Below are 17,524 nucleotides of genomic sequence, written 5' to 3'. Positions count from 1 at the left end.
CAAAGCGTTATGCTTTCGATGCTCATGATCCCCGCGATATTTGCCATCGTCAGTATGTTTCATGGGCTGACAGGGATTGGCGTGACGCTGATTGCGACCACAGCATTGGCAAGTTTTTATCCGATGTCGCATGTGCTGCTGCTGACGGTCGTGCCGTGTTTGGTGATTAACTTGGTGGTGTTTTTGGAGGGTGGCAATATTGGCTACTACCTCAAAAAATATTGGCTATTGGTGTTTACTAGTTTTGTGGGCAGTCTGATCGGCACAAAGTTGGTGTTTCTCATCGCACGGCATTATTTGCTGATCGCGCTTGGGCTATTGATTGTCGGATATGTGCTGACCCAGTTTTTGGCAAGTCAAACGGGCAAAAATATTCGACTGCCCAATAATCAACCAAGTTTAATCTTCAGTGGGCTGGTGGCAGGCGTGCTCGGCGGTGCGACCAATGCCATGTCGCCGCTACTGGTGATGTACTTGCTATCGGCTACCGAAGACAGCCTAGACCCCAAAACCGAGCTGATTAAAGCCAGTAATCTGTGCTATGTGGTCGGCAAAATCGCTCAGCTCATCGTGCTGTGGCAAGGGTTTGTGAGCCTACCAACGACAGAATTGGGCGTGATTGGCGTGGCGACGCTGTTGTCGTTGCTGTGTTTGTATATCGGGTTTTATTTTCGTCATAAAATCTCACAAAAAATGTTCAAAAATATGACGTTGGTGATTTTATTACTGTTAGGTGTTAACGCCTTATTCAAAGCTTTTAGTAGTTAATCATTATCGTCTTTTAACATCAACGCTCGTTCATACAAGGCATTTTTCTTAGCCCCTGTGATATCGCTGGCAAGCTGTGCGGCTTTTTTCACCGACAAATCTTGCAACAGTCGTTTTAGCAATTCATCGTGTTGATTATCATGATTCTGTAATTCACTTGCCCCAGCGACCACCAGTACCATTTCCCCTTTTTGCTGATTGGCATCGCTTGCAACAAACTGCTTTAGTTCGCCGAGCGTTGATGGATAAATGGTTTCAAACGTTTTAGTTATCTCACGGCAAAACGTCACTTGTCGATTGTCGCCAAGCACCGTAATCATGTCATCGATACATTCAACAATACGATGGGGCGCTTCATAAAAAATCAGCGTGGCGGTTAAATCCTTGATTTTAGTCAATTCGCTTTGTCGTCCTGCAGTTTTGGCAGGCAAAAAGCCATAAAAATAAAACTTGTCTGAAGGTAATCCTGCGACCGATAGGGCAGCTATGGCAGCACTGGCGCCGACAACCGGTGAGACTTTGATACCTGCTTGGTGACAGGCGCGCACCAGTCGAAAACCAGGGTCGCTAATGAGTGGGGTGCCGGCATCACTGATAAGCGCGATACTTTGACCTGACTGTAAAACTTCAATCAATTTAGGGGTCTGTACTTCGGCATTGTGGTCGTGATAAGCCCAAGTTTTGGTGGGTATGTTAAAGTGATTGAGTAGTTTTCCAGAGGTGCGGGTGTCCTCGCAGGCGATGATAGCCACGGTTTTTAGGCAGTCGATGGCGTGGGCGGTGATATCGGATAAATTACCAATCGGGGTGGCGACGATATAGAGTGTGCCTTGATTTGAAGTCATATTTTTCTCGTTTTCTTTATAAAATTATCGTTCAATGAAAGTTATTTTTGGAACATCTGTGAGACTCGTTAAAACACTAATACAATCACTTTCACCCAGAATAAAGAATTCATTTGGGCGGTTACCCTTCATGTCAAAGACATATTGTGAAGTAAAGCCTTTTCGTAATTTTTCCTGTTCATACCAGCCATTTTCTGAAACAGATAATAACCAATTTTTAGGGTATTCATCATTTGGAAAGTCTAGTAAATCTCCTTCTCTAAGCATTCTAAAACCCATGACATATTCAAAGTCTAAATATACTAACTCATAATCTTGTGGTTTAAATAGCAATGTTACTCGCAATGTACGGCCGTCATAATGAATCGCATCAATGGCGGGAATGAGATTTTCAAAGGGAAGGTTAGGATAAACTTGGCATTTTGGATTTTGCATTGTTTAATTCTCAAAGTATAATAAATTTCATTTTAACATAGTCAATCATCCTTCAAAATGAAACTCACTGCCCCAAAACAACGCCAAGGCGACTATTATGAAATCCTCGCTAAGCACTATCTTGAAGCGCAAGGTTTAACGTTTTTTGCCAAAAACTGGCACTACAAAAACTTGGGCGAGCTTGATTTGGTGATGCTCGAGCCGACACAAAAAACTCCTTGCCTAGTCATTGTCGAAGTGCGTCAACGAAAAGTCAGCCAATTTGGCACAAGTTTAGACAGTATCACCCCCGCCAAACAACGTAAAATCATTAAAACCACCGCAGCTTTTTTACAAGCGCATCCGCAATTTGATAGCTTTGACATTCGCTTTGATGTGGTAAGTTATGAAGGCGCTCAAGCTGCAGGACAGGCTGTCATGCCAACGCCTACGTGGATTAAGGACGCTTTTAGCGTAAATTAAGCATTTTGTATAACGTATAAACTTAGCAAAAATTATGCTATGCTACGCAGCAAAATAGTATAATTTTACCCCTCTTTTATTAGGTATTTCCCATGAACGCACAGGATTTAATTACTTTACTACAACCCCATTTTCCGAGTGGCAAAATCGAAGCCGCCAATCAAGGCAACAAATTTGATGTGCGCGTGGTGGATGACAGCTTTGAGGGTAAACGTGCTGTCGCGCGTCAACAAGCCGTGTTGGGGTTGGTGTCTGATAAATTTGCGTCAGGTGAAATCCATGCACTCAATATCCAAGCGTTGACCTATGCCCAGTGGCATGAGATGCAAGCCAAACAAGCTGCGCAATAAGCCATTTTTAGGAGAAACACATGGATAAATTTTTAATCACGGGTGGCACTCAAGTTAAAGGGGAAGTGGTCATCTCTGGTGCTAAAAATGCGGCATTGCCCTTGCTTGCGGCAATGATTTTGGCAGAAACCCCAGTCACCCTGCACAATGTACCGACACTCAAAGACGTCAATACCTTGGTCAAATTGATTGCGGGCACGGGTATTACCATTGAAAAGAACGGCGATACGGTGACCTGCGATACCAGTACCATCAATAGCTACTATGCCCCGTATGAGCTAGTCAAAACCATGCGTGCATCGATTTTGGTATTGGGACCGCTGCTTGCGCGCTTTGGGCAGGCTGAAGTGTCGCTGCCCGGTGGCTGCGCAATTGGCTCACGCCCTGTCGACCAACATCTAAAAGCCTTGGAAGCGATGGGAGCGACCATTACCGTTGAAAATGGCTATGTCAAAGCCAAAGCACCCGCTAGCGGTCGGCTAAAAGGTTGTCATTTTACCTTTGATGTGGTCACGGTTGGCGGTACTGAAAACACCATCATGGCAGCGGCATTGGCAGAAGGAACCACGCACTTAGAAAACTGTGCGCGTGAACCAGAAGTGGTTGATCTGGCTAATATGCTTGTCAAAATGGGCGCAAAAATTGAAGGCATTGGCACCGCTTATATGACCATTGAAGGCGTTGACAAATTAAATGGCTGTGAGTACTCAGTCGTACCAGACCGTATCGAAACCGGCTCATATCTTGCGCTTGCCATGATGACAGGCGGGGAAGTGACTGCCAAAAAAACCGAAGCAAGCTTGATGCAATCGGTGCTTAAAAAATTTGAAGAAATGGGCGCCCAAGTCACTGTTGGCAGCGACTGGATTAATGTCAAAATGGCAGGTCGTCCAAAAGCGGTTGATATCCGCACATTACCACACCCGGCGTTTCCAACCGATATGCAAGCGCAGCTCATGACAGTTTGCTGTATTGCAGAAGGCACCAGTACCATTATTGAAAATATTTTTGAAAATCGTTACATGCATGTGCCTGAGCTGCAACGTATGGGGGCAAATATCAAAGTCGATGGCCATACTGCCGTTGTTCAAGGCGTCGATAAGCTCAATGCCGCGCCTGTCATTGCAACCGATTTACGCGCCTCTATGTCACTGGTAATGGCAGCGGTGGCAGCCCAAGGCGAGACCTGTATCGAGCGCATTTACCACATTGACCGTGGTTATGAGTATGTGGAAGATAAACTGCGCGGCTTGGGCATCACCATTGAGCGGGTAAAAGGCGAATAACAGGTATAAGACAATGACACAAGCAAATGATGCCAATTATAACGGTCTTACCTTAGCGTTATCCAAAGGGCGAATCTTAAAAGATACCTTGCCCCTGCTAAAAAAGGCAAGTATCGAACTACTTGAAGACCCAGAAGAATCACGTAAACTGATTTTCCCGACCACGCATGCTGATGTGCGGATTTTGATTTTACGCGCCAGTGACGTGCCCACCTATGTGGAGCATGGGGCGGCAGATTTTGGTGTGGCGGGTAAAGATGTACTGATGGAGCATGGCTCAAGCAATTTATATGAATTGCTCGACCTACAAATTGCCAAATGCCGTTTGATGACGGCAGGTAAAGTGGGGCTACAATTACCCAGTCGTCGTCTTCGAATTGCCACCAAATATGTCAATGTGACGCGCGCGTTTTTTGCCAGTCGCGGTGAACAAGTCGATGTGATTAAACTATATGGTTCCATGGAACTTGCGCCCTTGGTGGGCTTGGGTGATTTGATTGTGGATGTGGTCGATACCGGTAATACCTTAAAAGCCAATGGTCTAGAGCCGCGACAAGAGATTTGCCAAGTCTCTTCGCGTTTGATTGTCAATCAGGTCAGTTATAAACGCAAATTTGCGCTGCTTGAGCCCATCATCGAAAGCTTTAAGCAAAGCGTCGCTGATAACACCCAGTAACGGTTCAAAAATCACCATGATGCAGCATCTTTTTGTCTATGGCACGCTAGCGCCCAATCGCGATAACCACAGTATTATGACACCCATCAACAACGGCATTTGGCAACCTGCGACTATTCGTGGGCATTTGATGCCAAATGGCGGCTGGGGCTCAGCGCTCGGATTTCCTGCAGTCATCCCCGATGAACAAGGCGACATGGTAGCGGGCTTGGTGTTTTCGTCGGATGATTTGGCCAATCATTGGACGCGGCTAGATGAGTTTGAAGGTGAAGCCTATCAGCGCATTGAAGTAACCGCCACGCTTGACAATGGTGCGAAAATCCAAACCTTTGTGTATGCACTCGACAATCTACAGCATTATTAAAGCTGGCTATGCCGATTAAAACATGGAAGATGAAAACATGGAAAACTAAAACATTGAAGATTAAAAAAAGACGTTATTAAGACGTCTTTTTTTAGCTTGGTGAATTTTAATTGGGCGAAAACTAAAAGTGGTGACGGATTGGCTCAGTTTAGCCGATTTTGATGCGTCGATTTTGATGCGCTAGCTTTGATGCACTAATTTTGATGGGTTGGCAAATTGCTGGGCAGGCTAAAAAGCCGCTTTCATCCATGAAGAAATTTGTTATGCTATGGGTTAGTCATTTTTTTCTTAGGGGAATACCATGCGATTGTTAAATAGCCAACAAGCCAGTTTTGCGCAGGAATTGACAGAGCTGCTTGCTTTTGAAACGGTAAATGATCCAGCGCTACTGGCTACGGTCGATGATATTATCGCGCAAGTGCGTCAGGGTGGGGATGAGGTGGTGTTAAAGTTGACCCAACAATTTGACAAGCATCCTGCCAAAACTTTTGCCCAGCTAGAGATTTCACAAGAAAAGCTCAAACAAGCATTTGATGGGTTAAACCCTACAATCAAGCACGCGCTTGAACTGGCGGCACAGCGCGTCACATCTTTTCACGAGCGCCAACGGCAAGAAAGCTGGACGTATCAAGATGCGCTAGGCAATACGCTTGGACAACAAGTTACGCCACTCGATAAAGTGGGTATCTATGTGCCAGGTGGGCTGGCAAGTTATCCATCCAGCGTCTTGATGAATGCGTTACCCGCAAAAGTGGCAGGGGTCGGGCAAATTATCATGGTGGTGCCTGCCCCTCATGGTGAACTAAATCCCTTGGTATTGGCGGCCGCTTATTTGGCGGGTGTGGATAAAGTCTTTACCATTGGGGGCGCGCAAGCGGTGGCAGCGTTGGCTTATGGTACTAACACCATCCCACAAGTCGATAAAATCACAGGACCTGGTAACAAATACGTGGCAGCCGCCAAACGCGCCGTATTTGGGCAAGTGGGCATTGACATGATTGCAGGCCCCTCGGAAGTACTGGTATATGCCGAAGGCGTAGCAAATGATAAAGCGGATTGGTTAGCCATGGATTTATTGTCGCAAGCTGAGCATGACACCGTTGCGCAAGCGATTTTTGTCACCCCATCTAAGCCATTACTCAAAAAAGTTGCGCAGGAAATCGAAAAAGCCTTAGCAGATTTGCCAAAAGCTGACATCGCTAAAGCGGCGATTGCCAACCGTGGCGCGCTGATTTTGGTGAAAGACCGCGCAGAAGGTATTGAGGTGATTAACCGCATTGCGCCTGAGCATTTGGAGTTATCGGTAGATGACCCAGAAGCGATGCTCAAAGATGTCCGCCATGCGGGCGCTATCTTTATGGGTCGCTATACCCCTGAAGCGATTGGCGATTATTGCGCTGGCCCTAATCACGTGTTGCCAACGTCAGGTACCGCACGCTTTAGTTCACCGCTTGGCGTGTATGATTTTCAAAAGAAATCTTCGATTATTTATTGTAGCGAGCAAGGTAGCCAAATGCTGGCAAAAACCGCCGATATACTGGCGGTGGAAGAGAATTTGGATGCCCACGCGCGTTCAGCCCGTTACCGTGTGAAATAGGTTCAAACGCGCCTGTGGCAATTCAACAGCTTATTATGGCAATTGAACAGGGCGTTTAACTCCTTTAACTCATTTTAACGGGGAAGTTAACGCTGCTTTGTCAATACATCTAGGCGTAGCCGTTCTTCAGGCGTAAACATCGTCTGCTGTAACGCCACAATTTGTTGTTGTGCTTGCGGCACATTACCCAATTTGCTCAGTATTTGGTTAGACTGTGTCTGATAAGTTGCCACACGCTGCGCAAATTGCGCTTCAGATTGGTCAAGCTGCTCAAGCCGTTTGACCGCTTCAGGGGAGACGTATTGACTACGCATGGCATTGATTTGGCTTTGCGTTGCCCCTTGCTGCTGCATTTGCTGCGTTTGCGCTAATAACTTGTCAATATTGCGCTGCTCGGTTAGCTTTGTCTGTAGATTTGGGTCTTTAACACTGGCGATATAGGCGGTTTGCGCCTTATCAATGATAGCTTGGCGCTGGTCATTGCTCAGTTGCGCGTTTTGGTTGGCTTCGACGACCGTCATGTTGTAGTCATTGAGGGCTTGTTCATCCCCAAAAAAGGCTTCACGGGTTTTGGCGTCAAAATAGCGGGCTTGCAGCTGTTGTACTGCGCGTAATTGGTTCTTAATCGCAGATAAATCTAATGCGCTGACATTGGGGTTTTGCTGTGCTTTAGGCTTATCTAGCTGGCTGACAGCAGTCAAATAGGTGAGATAATTTTGAAAAATGTTAACCGCTTGGCTTGCGGCAGGCTCAGGCGTATGTTCACGAATATAGGCAATCACCCGTTGTTCAATCTGGGTTAAGGGCTCTTCCCCTTGTGCGGACAAAAAATAATCAAACAGTCGGCGCAAACCCGCGGTCACCACCAATTGCTTGTTTTCATCGATAATAATTTCGCCATCGACTTGGGTGCCTTGTAGTGATTTGGGCAGCGATGTGGCCAGTGATATGGGCAGGGGGTTAGCGTTCGCGGTGATGGAGGACGCATTGGCGAGCGTTGCGGTTTGATGGGACGGCAATCCACTAGATGGACTGGTACTGGCAGCATCCTGCGGCAAAGGATTGGCTGTTTTGACAGCGTCCTTAGGTTTTAACCACAGGATGCAGGCTATCAATAATGCGATGATGCTACTGGCTAATACGATTATTAGCCAGTTTATCGGTCGTTGGTTTGTGTCAGGGTTGTTTGAAGGAACCATAGGCATAAGCTTACAACGATTGACCTTTTAAGCGATTGACTTGGTTGCGATAGACAGTCAATGGATTGGTGTCTAGCAAACTGACAATGCCAAATACCTGATTGACTGAATCCATATGATTCATTTTATAGTTATCACGAATCACTGCACCCAGACGACTTGAACAGGGTGAAACAAGACCATCATTGGCTTCGCCATTGAATGATAAACCCGTCAACCCCAGCACCGTATCAGACGGATCGACAAGCATGGTCATAGTTTGGGCGCCACTAAGTGAGTAGTAACGTACATTATTGACCACCGTGTTTTTTGGGTATCCACAATAACTGGTCGGCATGGCTGCAGGGAATTTTTGGTTAAATTTAGCCGCATAATTGGTGGTGAGTGCATTGACGGCTGCCCAACCATCTTGCTGCTGTAGTTGATTGAGTGGCACGCCAGATCCGATGTCCATCACACCGCCCACCAATTCAAAAAACTTGATTGCCATTAAAGAGGCGGTATTAAATTCGCCAGCCGGTAAGCCATCAGCCGCGCTGCCTTCAGTCACCATTTTGACCGTCCAATCCGCCATTTTTGAGCCTTGCTCAGGGCTGGAAATCGCCGTCACAGATGAGACTAGCGATGGCGCAACCCCCGCCACATAGCGAATATCAATCCCACCTTGGCTATGACCGATTAAGTTAACCTTCGGGCTGCCGGTGATGGCAATGATGGTTTTGATTTGTTGGAGTAGCTGCTCACCGCGCACTTCGGTGTCATTGACACTTGATGTCTTGGTCACATACACACTGGCGCCATTTTTGGTGAGATCTTGAGGGATGCCATTAAAATAATCGACCAAACCAAACATTTTGCTCCAGCCACCAAGCCCATGAGCAAGCACGATAGGGTATTTGGTTTTTGCATAATCTGAGGTGGCGTTAAGGGTGGTGACTGCGACACAGCCAGTGGCATTGGCACAGTTGTAATAACTTGAGGCATAAGAAGACGCAGAAAATGCGATGGAAGAAAAAAGCAATCCTTTGGCGGCACGGCGCATAAAGCGATGATTTGACATATACTGATCCTTGTAAAGTCATAATGAAGTTTCGCTGTCCTATGGATTAATTTAACCTAAATCAAGAATTTGTGAATCAAATGAAATGACTGGTCAGTATATTTTTTGGCAAAGTCAGTTGATTCAGTATGTAGATAGGGTTAAAGATCAAGTGATGTATTGGCACAATTGGCGTGCCATCTACAAAAGCAGACACAAATTGTCATTGATTTTCTGCTAAGATTTGCTAAGGTAACGGCTGATTTTTCGTTTTTGCTGTTTATTGATTTTTTGCCCCTCATTACAAGAGAATAACTGACCCACTATGTTAGAACTACTATCTGACCCGTCAGCGTGGCTAAGCCTTGCGACGCTTGTCATTCTTGAGATTGTTTTAGGTATTGATAATCTTGTCTTTATTGCCATCTTAGCCAATAAACTCCCGCCGCATCAGCGCGCTAAAGCCCGTAATCTAGGTCTAGGTCTAGCACTACTCATGCGATTGGTGCTCTTATCCATGATTTCATGGCTCATTACCTTAACCGATCCTGTGCTCACCTTGGGAAGTTTTGATTTATCGGTTCGCGATATTATTTTATTGGTAGGCGGGGTTTTCTTGCTGTTTAAAGCAACGACAGAGCTGCATGAGCGGCTGGAAGGAAAACCTGAACATACCAACCAAAGCAAAGTGCAAGCTGGGTTTATGGCGGTTGTCGCACAGATTGTGATTTTAGATGCAGTGTTCTCGTTTGACGCGGTGATTACTGCCGTAGGCATGGCAAAACACCTTGAAATCATGATGGCGGCAGTGATCATTGCCATGGTATTGATGGTGGCTGCGTCCAAAGCCTTGACGGAGTTTGTCGGTCGTCACCCGACCGTGGTGATTTTATGCTTAAGTTTCCTACTGATGATTGGCTTTAGCTTGATTGTCGAAGGACTAGGCTTTCATATGCCAAAAGGTTACTTGTACGCGGCGATTGCGTTCTCAATTTTGATTGAAGTGTTTAACCAAGTAGCCAAACGCAATAAAACCAAATATGAAAATCAAATTCCGATTCGTGACCGTACTGCGGATGCAATTTTACGCTTAATGGGTGGTAAAACCGAAGAAGCGGTTACCCCAGAGAATAATTCAGAACATTTTGATTTTGATAGTATGCCATTTGCACAAGAAGAGCGTTATATGATTAGTGGCGTACTAGCGCTTAATGAGCGCGATGTGCATACCATCATGACGCCGCGCAATGATATCTCTTGGGTCAATATCAACGGTAGCCGCGAAGAAATGCGCGCGCAATTGCTTGATACGCCGCATAGCTTGTTCCCTGTGTGCCGAGATACCATCGATAAAGTGCTCGGGGTAGTACGCGCCAAAGACTTTTTGGATTTGCTCTATAAGAACGTCGCAGATATTGAAACCGCCATTAAACCCTTACTTAACAAGCAGCAGCCTGTGTTTGTGTCAGAAAGCATTGACAATCTAAAACTGCTCAATATGCTTAAAAAAGCCAAAGGTAATTTGGCGATGGTGATTGATGAATATGGTCAAGTCGCAGGGCTAGTGACACCGCTTGATGTGCTAGAGGCGATTGCAGGTGAGTTCCCTGATGAAGATGAAACTTTAGAAATTATCCCGTATGACGATTATTGGATAGTGGAAGGTACCGCAAGCTTGCACCAACTACGTTTGGAGCTTGACGATCCAGATTTTCTACTCGATGCCGATCAGTTCACCATTGGCGGGTATTTGATTTCGCAGTTGACCGATGCCCCAGAAGTCAATCAAACCATTGATATCGGTGCCTATAAGTTTACCATTCTAGAAACTTCAAAATCGCGCATTCTGAAATTAAAAGTTGAACGTAAAACCCCAATGGTGGCAACGGTGTAAACCAATGCTTGGGTATAAAAAAAGGGGTCATTAACCCCTTTTTTTATGACTTTTTTAGGGATATAACAATTAAGGAATTTGCTGAATCGTCAAGGTGATAGTAGGCAGATTGCTCTTTGACGTGGCAGTAGATTGACTGGACACAGGCGTGGATGATAGCGAAGTCAGGGTAATATCCATATTGGCAAAACGTTGTGTTTGACGCAAGTCACCACGCAAAGCCCCAATCGATAGATTGAGAGTTTGTGGGCGAGAGGTGGTTGTCATAGCCGTGACCGCTACCGTGGCATTGCCTGCCCAAATACACTGTACGCCTGTGGCACAGCGGCTATCATTGAGCACTTTATCAAAAGTCAGATTTAGCTGGTGTTCTTTAACAAAGATGTTTTGACCCAGCGCAAGCGTGACCGTGCGAGTGGCATTGGTTGGCTGGTTGACTGTTGAAGGCGTTGGCTTGGCGGGCAACGTAGGCGCAGTCATACAGGCGGTTAATAGGCTCGTAGTAAGTAAAACAAGGCTTGTGGTTTGAATGATTTTTTTCATCGGTGATTTCCTTTTTTTTCTTAACGGTTAATTTTATTTCTGATTTTTAGTTTTTAGTTTTTAGTTTTGATTTTTAGTGTTATTTTTAGCGGCAAAAAAACGCTGTAGCCCTGCCAATACTAAGTCTTGCCGAATTTCCACGCTGGCTGATAGGTGCGGCTCAAAAGTATGGGCGTCACCGCCTGTCATGGTGATTTCAAATTGTGGGTAGCGATGAATGGTTTCATTGATGGCCCCGACAATGGATAACATAATACCATGATGCACCGCGTCTTGGGTATTGGTGCCTGAATCTATACTATCAAAAGTGCCATCAATAATACTAATCTGGCGCGTTCCTGAGAATAGCGACTCGCGCTGCAAATAGATACTGGGGAAAATATAGCCCCCCAAGTGATGACCCTGATCGACCAAATCAATGGTAACGGCAGTGCCGCAGCCAATCACGCATTGTTTTTTGCTAGGCTCGATGATACCGAGCATTTGTAGCCAGCGGTCAACGCCAAGTTGGGCGGGGTTGTAATCGCTCGACATCAGCGCGTGCTTGGCATGGACTTGGGCAAATTCAAACGGTTTTTGCAATCGCTCTAGGCTTTCTGCGACGTGATTATTGACGGCTTGTCCAAGCACGGATGACACCCCGATAAATTCAGGATTGAGTCGTTCAAGCCGAAAGGTCAACCCTTTGAGCAATTCGGCAGGGGCTTGCAAATGCTGCTCAGCCGCATGATCCAGCACTTGACCGCTATCGTCCGTGAGCCAATATTTTAAGCGGGTATTACCCAAGTCTAGCCAAAGTTTTGTCATAAGTGAGAACCTTTGAGAGGGATGCTTTATTTGTGTTTATTTGCCTGCAACGATGAAACGGCTGAATCCAAAACTTGAATGGTGCCTGTCCAAATCGTTTGTGTGCTGCCATCTGCTTGCTCAATCAATAGACAGCCTTGCGCATCGATACCTACTGCAATGCCTGTTATTGATTGCTCAGATAAGGCGTTATAAATTTGCAAATGCTTGTTGTTTAATACGTCTTTTTGGGAAAAATCATGGATAAATTGTTGACTTGCTTCAGCCGCTTGCAGCTGATTAAATTGCCCAATCGCACTAGCTATGGCATCGGTAACAGGCTGATAAAACTCACTGGGCTGTAAGCGCTGCGCTGTCAAATCTTGCAGGCTTATCGCTTGGTAGTTTAAGCCTTCTTGGGTTTGCTCGGTCAGCACAGGGGCATGGGCAATATTGACTCCCACACCGATGACAACCCCTAGCATGTGACCTGCGACATTGACAGGCTCTATCAAAATACCCGAGAGTTTTTGAAATTGGTCAGGTAGGTTGTCTTGTGGTTGATAAAAACCCACATCGTTCACCCACTTGACGCCAATGGTTGGCAAATGCTTTGCCAGTCTTGTTTGATTGATGTGTTCTATGATAGGTATTTGACTGAGCTGATAACCCACGCACAGTGACAAGCGACCATCTAATCGATAAGATAAGCAAAGATTTTGCTGCCAAGCATAGGCTTGTGTCGGCACATACAGCGATAAATAAACATTGCCTAGCGGTGATTGCCATGTTCTGCCATGTTGACCACGTCCGCCTGATTGGGTATCAGCAGTGAGTAAATGGGGGCGACTAAAATGCGGTCGGTTATGGTCGGTGGGCGACTGGTCTTGATAGCTGAGCACCATCCACTCAATCAGCTGGCTGTTGGTTGAGTGGGTTGACGATAAATGGGTATGGCAAAGCGAATCAATTCTCATGGGGATGGTTACATAGGGTTGGGTTCATAAGCTTAGGCACAATGTTACAAACGACAAAAAGATAAGTTTGCTATACTAACGCTATTTTTAATCAAAGGAAATGCAAAAAATGATGTATCTGTGGTTTTTGCTGGCGGGGGCATTTGCTGGTATTTGTGCTGGGCTATTTGGTGTCGGTGGCGGATTGATTATCGTACCCGTGCTGATGGCGATTTTTAAAGCGTATGGCTATCCAAGCGATGTCATTACCCATTTGGCGGTAGGGACATCGCTTGCCACGATTGTGGTGACCTCCATAAGCTCCATGCAATCGCACAATAAGCGAGGTGGCGTGCGCTGGGATGTATGGCGCAATATGTCGATTGGCTTGGTGGTTGGTAGTTTTGTTGGTGCTTATATCGCAGATTTATTGCATGGTAAGGTCTTGGCATTTTTGATTGCTGGCATGGCGCTGTTTATGGGGCTAAAAATGCTTCTGGCTAAAAAATCGGAAGTTGTCGCGACCACTCACTTGCCATCTGCGCCTGTGCAAACAGGGGTCGGGGGCTTGATTGGCGCAGCATCGGCGATTTTTGGTATTGGCGGTGGCAGTTTTACCGTGCCGTTTTTGAGCCGTTTTGGTTTGACCATGCAACAAGCGGTGGGTACGTCAGCAGCCTGTGGCTTACCGATTGCCATTGCAGGGGCGCTCGGGTTTATGTTTTTTGGCAAAGATGTACAGGGCTTGCCGGCTGAGGCGATTGGCTTTGTGCATATCACTGCGTTTTTGTGTATTTCAGTGATGAGTTATTTATTTGCCAAAGTGGGGGCAAAATTGGCGCACCAATTGCCTGCCAACACCTTAAAGCGCATGTTTGGTGGTCTGCTGCTGATTGTGGGGGCAAAAATGATGCTAGGCGCGCTTGGGATTAATTTATGGTAAAAATAAACAATGGGTTTTGTGTTATGTCATGAGCGTGAATTTTATAACTCATTCTCAATCATATGCCCCATGCGCTCTTTTTTGGTGTTGAGATAGGCCTCATTGTGCGGGTTGACACCCACCAACAGCGGTACGCGCGCTATCACCTCAATACCAATCTCATTGAGATAGTCAATTTTGTTGGGGTTGTTGGTTATCAGCTTTACCTTATCCACACCGACATGCTCAAGCATCGGCTTGCACATTTCATAGGTGCGAGCATCGGCAGGTAAATCGAGCAGCAAATTGGCATCAAGCGTATCATGTCCTTGGTCTTGCAATGCGTAAGCTCGGATTTTGTTGGTCAGTCCAATCCCGCGCCCTTCTTGGCGCAAATATAAAATCGCCCCGCAGCCGCCATCTTTAGCATAAGCTTGAATCATCTGCATGGTGGCATTGAGCTGGGGGCCACAGTCGCATTTAAGCGAGCTAAAGGCATCCCCTGTCAAACATTCGCTATGAATGCGTACCAATGGGATTTTGGATTTATCGGCCGTGGGCAAACCAACCGTCAGCATGACGTGTTCATGTTTGCGATTGCCCAGAGCATCGCGTGCCGTGTCGTCCGTATCTTCAAACACATGAATATCAAATAGCCCATGCGCTGTTGGTAAGGTTGCTTGCGTGATAAATTGATACGACACCCACTACTCCAAAAAAATGTCCAAAAAAATGACCAACTGACCCAAACAACTGAACCAAGTCGGTAAACCCAAAAATAAAATTGCCCTTTACATGAAGGCATTGATTAAAATATCAAGAAGGATAGCGTCATTACGCATCTTATCAATAAGCCGCAAGCTAGGCTCACATGCTATCTGAGGCAACTTTTTTGTCAAAATTTATCAAAAATTCAAGGCGCTAAGCTAAACTTTATAGAAGCTATAAGATACAATCTAAAATAGCGAGGTTTGATGTTTAATCAACAAAAAAATGCTATTATGCCACATTCATGCGCCACATTGGCAATTCAAAGCTGGTAATGCCAGCTTAGCCACCTCGATTTTCAAGCGCTCAACGCTTTGGCAGTCTGTCAACTTTGTGCCAATTTTGTGCCAGCAATAAGGTGTCGATAGTCATTGTGCGTTTTAACTATATATTTTTTTCACCTGTGTCAACAGGGCTCATCGAGTCCCTGTAAGCAATGAAAAGTGTCAGCCAAGATATGTCAAAAACTAAAATAGCTAACCAAAACTACTCATTAAAAACCTTTGATACCATCCCTATGCTAAAGCCGCATACGCCGCTGCTCGATGAGGTGGACAGTCCTGATGACCTAAAAAAATTCAGTACCGCGCAATTGCAGCAATTAGCCGATGAACTGCGCGAGTTTTTGCTGTATACAACGGGCGTCAGCGGTGGGCATTTTGGTTCTAACCTTGGCGTCGTTGAGCTCACCATTGCACTGCATTATGTCTTTAACTCACCCAAAGACCAAATTGTCTGGGACGTAGGGCACCAAGCGTATCCCCACAAAATTTTAACGGGTCGCCGTGACAAGCTTACCACCATTCGTAGCCAACATGGGCTGACTGCTTTCCCTGAGCGTCATGAGTCTGAGTATGATACCTTTGGCGTTGGGCATTCATCGACGGCGATTTCTGCAGGGCTAGGCATGTCGCTTGCTATGCGCTATTTAGGCAAACATGACAAAGTGGTTAGCATCGTCGGTGATGGTGCTATGACAGGTGGCATGGCGTTTGAAGCGATGAATGACGCGGTGCAACAAAATGCCGATTTGATTGTGGTGCTCAACGATAATGACATGTCAATCTCACAGGCAACGGGCGGATTTTCTAAACATTTAGCCACCCTTTGGCAGCGTGGTTTGGCAGTCGATATCGATAAAAATGGTGATGCGATTTTTACCAAGCGCGTCATTTCCAGTGAAGACCGCCGTATTCGTCATTATTTGCACATGGCAAATGAAGCTTTAGATGATTGGACCTCGCGCCTGCCCAATAAAATTGTCGAAAAATTGGCAGAAAAAGGTATTCCTAAACCCTCTCAGTTAGAGACATTACCTGAGAAAATCGCCAATAAACTCATTGATGAAGTGTTCCCCGAAAACTTATTTAAAGCCATCGGTTTTCATTATTTTGGACCGTTTGACGGGCATGATGTTGCCAAATTGACTCAAGTGTTTGAACGGGTCAAGCAGTTGAAAGGTGCGGTACTTGTCCATGTGCACACGGTCAAAGGTAAAGGCTTTTTACCTGCAGAATGCGACCCGATTACGTATCATGCCATTACCAAACTTAAAAAAATCAACCCAGCGCAAGAAAAATCTGTGCCAGTTGCCAGCCAAAAGCCCGTAGCTACTGTAGCTACTCCCGCCAAAAAATACTCGCAAGTGTTTGGTGAGTTTATCTGCGATAAAGCCGCCACAGACAAACAACTGATGGCGATTACCCCTGCGATGGCTGAAGGCTCAGGCATGACCGAATTTGCCAAGCGCTTTGCCAGCCAGTTCTTTGATGTGGCGATTGCCGAGCAACATGCAGTGACCCTAGCGGGTGGTATGGCAACCCAAGGCGTCAAACCGATTGTCGCGATTTACTCCACATTTTTACAACGTGGCTATGACCAACTGATTCACGACGTGGCTTTGCAAAATCTCAACGTGATGTTCGCCATTGACCGTGCGGGTCTGGTCGGTGAAGACGGTGCGACCCATGCGGGGGTGTTTGATATCGCCTTTATGCGAACTGTGCCTAATATGGTGATTGCTTGTCCAAAAGATGAGAATGAGTGCTATAACTTACTCAATACCTGTTATGAGCATATTGGACCCTCTGCGGTGCGTTATCCACGTGGTAATGGCATTGGGGCAGAGATTGATAAAAACCAAGCGATTTATCCAATCGGTAAGGCAGCGCTTGAGCAGACTATTGATGCCACTGCTGCAGGTACGAGCAACGTGGCGAAAAAAGTTGCGGTGCTTGCTTTTGGTACCATGGTAAAGACAGCGGTCACGGCGTGTCAAAACTTAGCCGAAACTTACCCAATGACGACGTTTTTTGTTTATAATATGCGGTTTGTTAAACCGTTAGACAGCGAATTACTGGATACTCTATTGGCGCAAAACTGCTCCATTGTTACCCTTGAAGAACACCAAGTCATGGGCGGTGCCGGTAGTGCGGTCAATGAATACCTAGTTGCCCAAGCAGCAAAAACAAGCCAAGCCTTGCCAACGCTAATCAACATCGGTATCCCCGATAAATATATCGCGCATGGCAGCCCTGAGCAGCAATTAGCCGATTGTGAGCTAGATGTCACGGGTGTGGTCAAACAGATGCAAACGATTTTGTCATAAATTTTAGATTTTTATCCTTCAACAAA

Annotated in this window: 18 protein-coding genes; 10 read left to right on the top strand and 8 right to left on the bottom strand. The window is 45.9% G+C overall.

What is annotated here, in order from left to right; genetic code table 11:
- Nucleotides 1–18: 18 nt before the first annotated feature.
- Nucleotides 19–768 (top strand): sulfite exporter TauE/SafE family protein, encoded by a 750-nt coding sequence (locus tag RTP55_RS06660; RefSeq protein WP_312385101.1) that lies wholly within the window; start codon nucleotides 19–21, stop codon nucleotides 766–768.
- Here the strand turns inward: RTP55_RS06660 and rsmI are convergent.
- Nucleotides 765–1,613: a 16S rRNA (cytidine(1402)-2'-O)-methyltransferase gene (rsmI, locus tag RTP55_RS06655; protein ID WP_312385099.1), complete on the bottom strand. Its 849-nt coding sequence runs from the start codon at nucleotides 1,611–1,613 to the stop codon at nucleotides 765–767. The two genes, RTP55_RS06660 and rsmI, sit on opposite strands and share 4 nt — an antisense overlap.
- A 24-nt stretch (nucleotides 1,614–1,637) precedes the next feature.
- Nucleotides 1,638–2,048, bottom strand: coding sequence for a hypothetical protein (locus tag RTP55_RS06650; RefSeq protein ID WP_007115576.1), 411 nt, complete (start codon nucleotides 2,046–2,048; stop codon nucleotides 1,638–1,640).
- Between the two features lie 57 nt (nucleotides 2,049–2,105).
- On the opposite strand from RTP55_RS06650, the gene RTP55_RS06645 reads away from it, so the two are divergent.
- The 6 genes from RTP55_RS06645 (at nucleotide 2,106) to hisD (ending at nucleotide 6,783) form a co-directional block, all read left to right on the top strand.
- Nucleotides 2,106–2,510, top strand: a complete 405-nt coding sequence (locus tag RTP55_RS06645; RefSeq protein ID WP_312385097.1) for a YraN family protein — start codon at nucleotides 2,106–2,108, stop codon at nucleotides 2,508–2,510.
- A 92-nt stretch (nucleotides 2,511–2,602) separates the two neighbouring features.
- On the top strand, nucleotides 2,603–2,860 hold the full coding sequence (locus tag RTP55_RS06640; protein ID WP_036594190.1) for a BolA/IbaG family iron-sulfur metabolism protein: 258 nt from the start codon (nucleotides 2,603–2,605) through the stop codon (nucleotides 2,858–2,860).
- Nucleotides 2,861–2,880: 20 nt separating this feature from the next.
- Nucleotides 2,881–4,146, top strand: coding sequence for a UDP-N-acetylglucosamine 1-carboxyvinyltransferase (gene murA, locus RTP55_RS06635; RefSeq protein WP_239743073.1), 1,266 nt, complete (start codon nucleotides 2,881–2,883; stop codon nucleotides 4,144–4,146).
- A gap of 13 nt (nucleotides 4,147–4,159) precedes the next feature.
- Nucleotides 4,160–4,822, top strand: coding sequence for an ATP phosphoribosyltransferase (hisG, locus tag RTP55_RS06630; RefSeq protein ID WP_101963873.1), 663 nt, complete (start codon nucleotides 4,160–4,162; stop codon nucleotides 4,820–4,822).
- Nucleotides 4,823–4,838: 16 nt separating this feature from the next.
- The gene (locus RTP55_RS06625) at nucleotides 4,839–5,186 is read left to right on the top strand and encodes a gamma-glutamylcyclotransferase family protein (protein ID WP_312385092.1); all 348 of its coding nucleotides are present in this window, start codon (nucleotides 4,839–4,841) and stop codon (nucleotides 5,184–5,186) included.
- Nucleotides 5,187–5,487: 301 nt separating this feature from the next.
- Nucleotides 5,488–6,783 carry a histidinol dehydrogenase gene (hisD, locus tag RTP55_RS06620; RefSeq protein ID WP_312385091.1) on the top strand — a complete coding sequence of 432 codons (1,296 nt, stop codon included), beginning with the start codon at nucleotides 5,488–5,490 and terminating at the stop codon, nucleotides 6,781–6,783.
- 86 nt (nucleotides 6,784–6,869) lie between these two features.
- Here hisD and RTP55_RS06615 read toward each other — a convergent pair whose 3' ends face one another.
- Together RTP55_RS06615 and RTP55_RS06610 are read right to left on the bottom strand one after the other, a co-directional pair.
- Entirely contained in the window at nucleotides 6,870–7,982 is a 1,113-nt protein-coding gene (locus RTP55_RS06615; RefSeq protein ID WP_312385090.1) for a lipase secretion chaperone, read from the bottom strand.
- A 10-nt stretch (nucleotides 7,983–7,992) separates the two neighbouring features.
- Complete coding sequence (locus RTP55_RS06610; RefSeq protein ID WP_312385088.1) at nucleotides 7,993–9,042, bottom strand: esterase/lipase family protein; 1,050 nt, start codon at nucleotides 9,040–9,042, stop codon at nucleotides 7,993–7,995.
- Nucleotides 9,043–9,346: 304 nt separating this feature from the next.
- Between RTP55_RS06610 and RTP55_RS06605 the strand changes: the two genes are divergently transcribed.
- Nucleotides 9,347–10,915 carry a TerC family protein gene (locus RTP55_RS06605; RefSeq protein ID WP_312385086.1) on the top strand — a complete coding sequence of 523 codons (1,569 nt, stop codon included), beginning with the start codon at nucleotides 9,347–9,349 and terminating at the stop codon, nucleotides 10,913–10,915.
- A 69-nt stretch (nucleotides 10,916–10,984) separates the two neighbouring features.
- On the opposite strand, the gene RTP55_RS06600 is transcribed toward RTP55_RS06605, so the two are convergent.
- The 3 genes from RTP55_RS06600 to RTP55_RS06590 are packed head-to-tail and all read right to left on the bottom strand — an operon-like array spanning nucleotide 10,985 to nucleotide 13,221.
- On the bottom strand, nucleotides 10,985–11,458 hold the full coding sequence (locus RTP55_RS06600; protein ID WP_312385085.1) for a hypothetical protein: 474 nt from the start codon (nucleotides 11,456–11,458) through the stop codon (nucleotides 10,985–10,987).
- A gap of 60 nt (nucleotides 11,459–11,518) precedes the next feature.
- On the bottom strand, nucleotides 11,519–12,265 hold the full coding sequence (locus RTP55_RS06595) for a pantothenate kinase (protein ID WP_312385083.1): 747 nt from the start codon (nucleotides 12,263–12,265) through the stop codon (nucleotides 11,519–11,521).
- A gap of 26 nt (nucleotides 12,266–12,291) precedes the next feature.
- Nucleotides 12,292–13,221 carry a biotin--[acetyl-CoA-carboxylase] ligase gene (locus RTP55_RS06590; RefSeq protein ID WP_312385082.1) on the bottom strand — a complete coding sequence of 310 codons (930 nt, stop codon included), beginning with the start codon at nucleotides 13,219–13,221 and terminating at the stop codon, nucleotides 12,292–12,294.
- Between the two features lie 109 nt (nucleotides 13,222–13,330).
- Between RTP55_RS06590 and RTP55_RS06585 the strand changes: the two genes are divergently transcribed.
- Nucleotides 13,331–14,143: a sulfite exporter TauE/SafE family protein gene (locus RTP55_RS06585; protein WP_248107168.1), complete on the top strand. Its 813-nt coding sequence runs from the start codon at nucleotides 13,331–13,333 to the stop codon at nucleotides 14,141–14,143.
- A 41-nt stretch (nucleotides 14,144–14,184) separates the two neighbouring features.
- On the opposite strand, the gene ribA is transcribed toward RTP55_RS06585, so the two are convergent.
- On the bottom strand, nucleotides 14,185–14,826 hold the full coding sequence (gene ribA, locus RTP55_RS06580) for a GTP cyclohydrolase II (RefSeq protein ID WP_312385079.1): 642 nt from the start codon (nucleotides 14,824–14,826) through the stop codon (nucleotides 14,185–14,187).
- Nucleotides 14,827–15,347: 521 nt separating this feature from the next.
- On the opposite strand from ribA, the gene RTP55_RS06575 reads away from it, so the two are divergent.
- On the top strand, nucleotides 15,348–17,498 hold the full coding sequence (locus tag RTP55_RS06575) for a 1-deoxy-D-xylulose-5-phosphate synthase (RefSeq protein WP_312385078.1): 2,151 nt from the start codon (nucleotides 15,348–15,350) through the stop codon (nucleotides 17,496–17,498).
- Nucleotides 17,499–17,524: the final 26 nt, after the last annotated feature.

Source organism: Moraxella sp. CTOTU47579 (assembly GCF_032004885.1).
GTDB classification, from domain to species: domain Bacteria; phylum Pseudomonadota; class Gammaproteobacteria; order Pseudomonadales; family Moraxellaceae; genus Faucicola; species Faucicola tetraodonis.
The sequence above is the reverse complement of the archived record's forward strand: the minus strand, read 5'-3'. Positions and strand labels throughout refer to the sequence as shown.

Coding starts and splice junctions, on each gene's coding strand:
- RTP55_RS06660 (WP_312385101.1), top strand. CDS start 19: ATGCTCATGATCCCCGCGATATTTGCCATCGTCAGTATGTTTCATGGG.
- rsmI (WP_312385099.1), bottom strand. CDS start 1,613: ATGACTTCAAATCAAGGCACACTCTATATCGTCGCCACCCCGATTGGT.
- RTP55_RS06650 (WP_007115576.1), bottom strand. CDS start 2,048: ATGCAAAATCCAAAATGCCAAGTTTATCCTAACCTTCCCTTTGAAAAT.
- RTP55_RS06645 (WP_312385097.1), top strand. CDS start 2,106: ATGAAACTCACTGCCCCAAAACAACGCCAAGGCGACTATTATGAAATC.
- RTP55_RS06640 (WP_036594190.1), top strand. CDS start 2,603: ATGAACGCACAGGATTTAATTACTTTACTACAACCCCATTTTCCGAGT.
- murA (WP_239743073.1), top strand. CDS start 2,881: ATGGATAAATTTTTAATCACGGGTGGCACTCAAGTTAAAGGGGAAGTG.
- hisG (WP_101963873.1), top strand. CDS start 4,160: ATGACACAAGCAAATGATGCCAATTATAACGGTCTTACCTTAGCGTTA.
- RTP55_RS06625 (WP_312385092.1), top strand. CDS start 4,839: ATGATGCAGCATCTTTTTGTCTATGGCACGCTAGCGCCCAATCGCGAT.
- hisD (WP_312385091.1), top strand. CDS start 5,488: ATGCGATTGTTAAATAGCCAACAAGCCAGTTTTGCGCAGGAATTGACA.
- RTP55_RS06615 (WP_312385090.1), bottom strand. CDS start 7,982: ATGGTTCCTTCAAACAACCCTGACACAAACCAACGACCGATAAACTGG.
- RTP55_RS06610 (WP_312385088.1), bottom strand. CDS start 9,042: ATGTCAAATCATCGCTTTATGCGCCGTGCCGCCAAAGGATTGCTTTTT.
- RTP55_RS06605 (WP_312385086.1), top strand. CDS start 9,347: ATGTTAGAACTACTATCTGACCCGTCAGCGTGGCTAAGCCTTGCGACG.
- RTP55_RS06600 (WP_312385085.1), bottom strand. CDS start 11,458: ATGAAAAAAATCATTCAAACCACAAGCCTTGTTTTACTTACTACGAGC.
- RTP55_RS06595 (WP_312385083.1), bottom strand. CDS start 12,265: ATGACAAAACTTTGGCTAGACTTGGGTAATACCCGCTTAAAATATTGG.
- RTP55_RS06590 (WP_312385082.1), bottom strand. CDS start 13,221: ATGAGAATTGATTCGCTTTGCCATACCCATTTATCGTCAACCCACTCA.
- RTP55_RS06585 (WP_248107168.1), top strand. CDS start 13,331: ATGATGTATCTGTGGTTTTTGCTGGCGGGGGCATTTGCTGGTATTTGT.
- RTP55_RS06575 (WP_312385078.1), top strand. CDS start 15,348: ATGTCAAAAACTAAAATAGCTAACCAAAACTACTCATTAAAAACCTTT.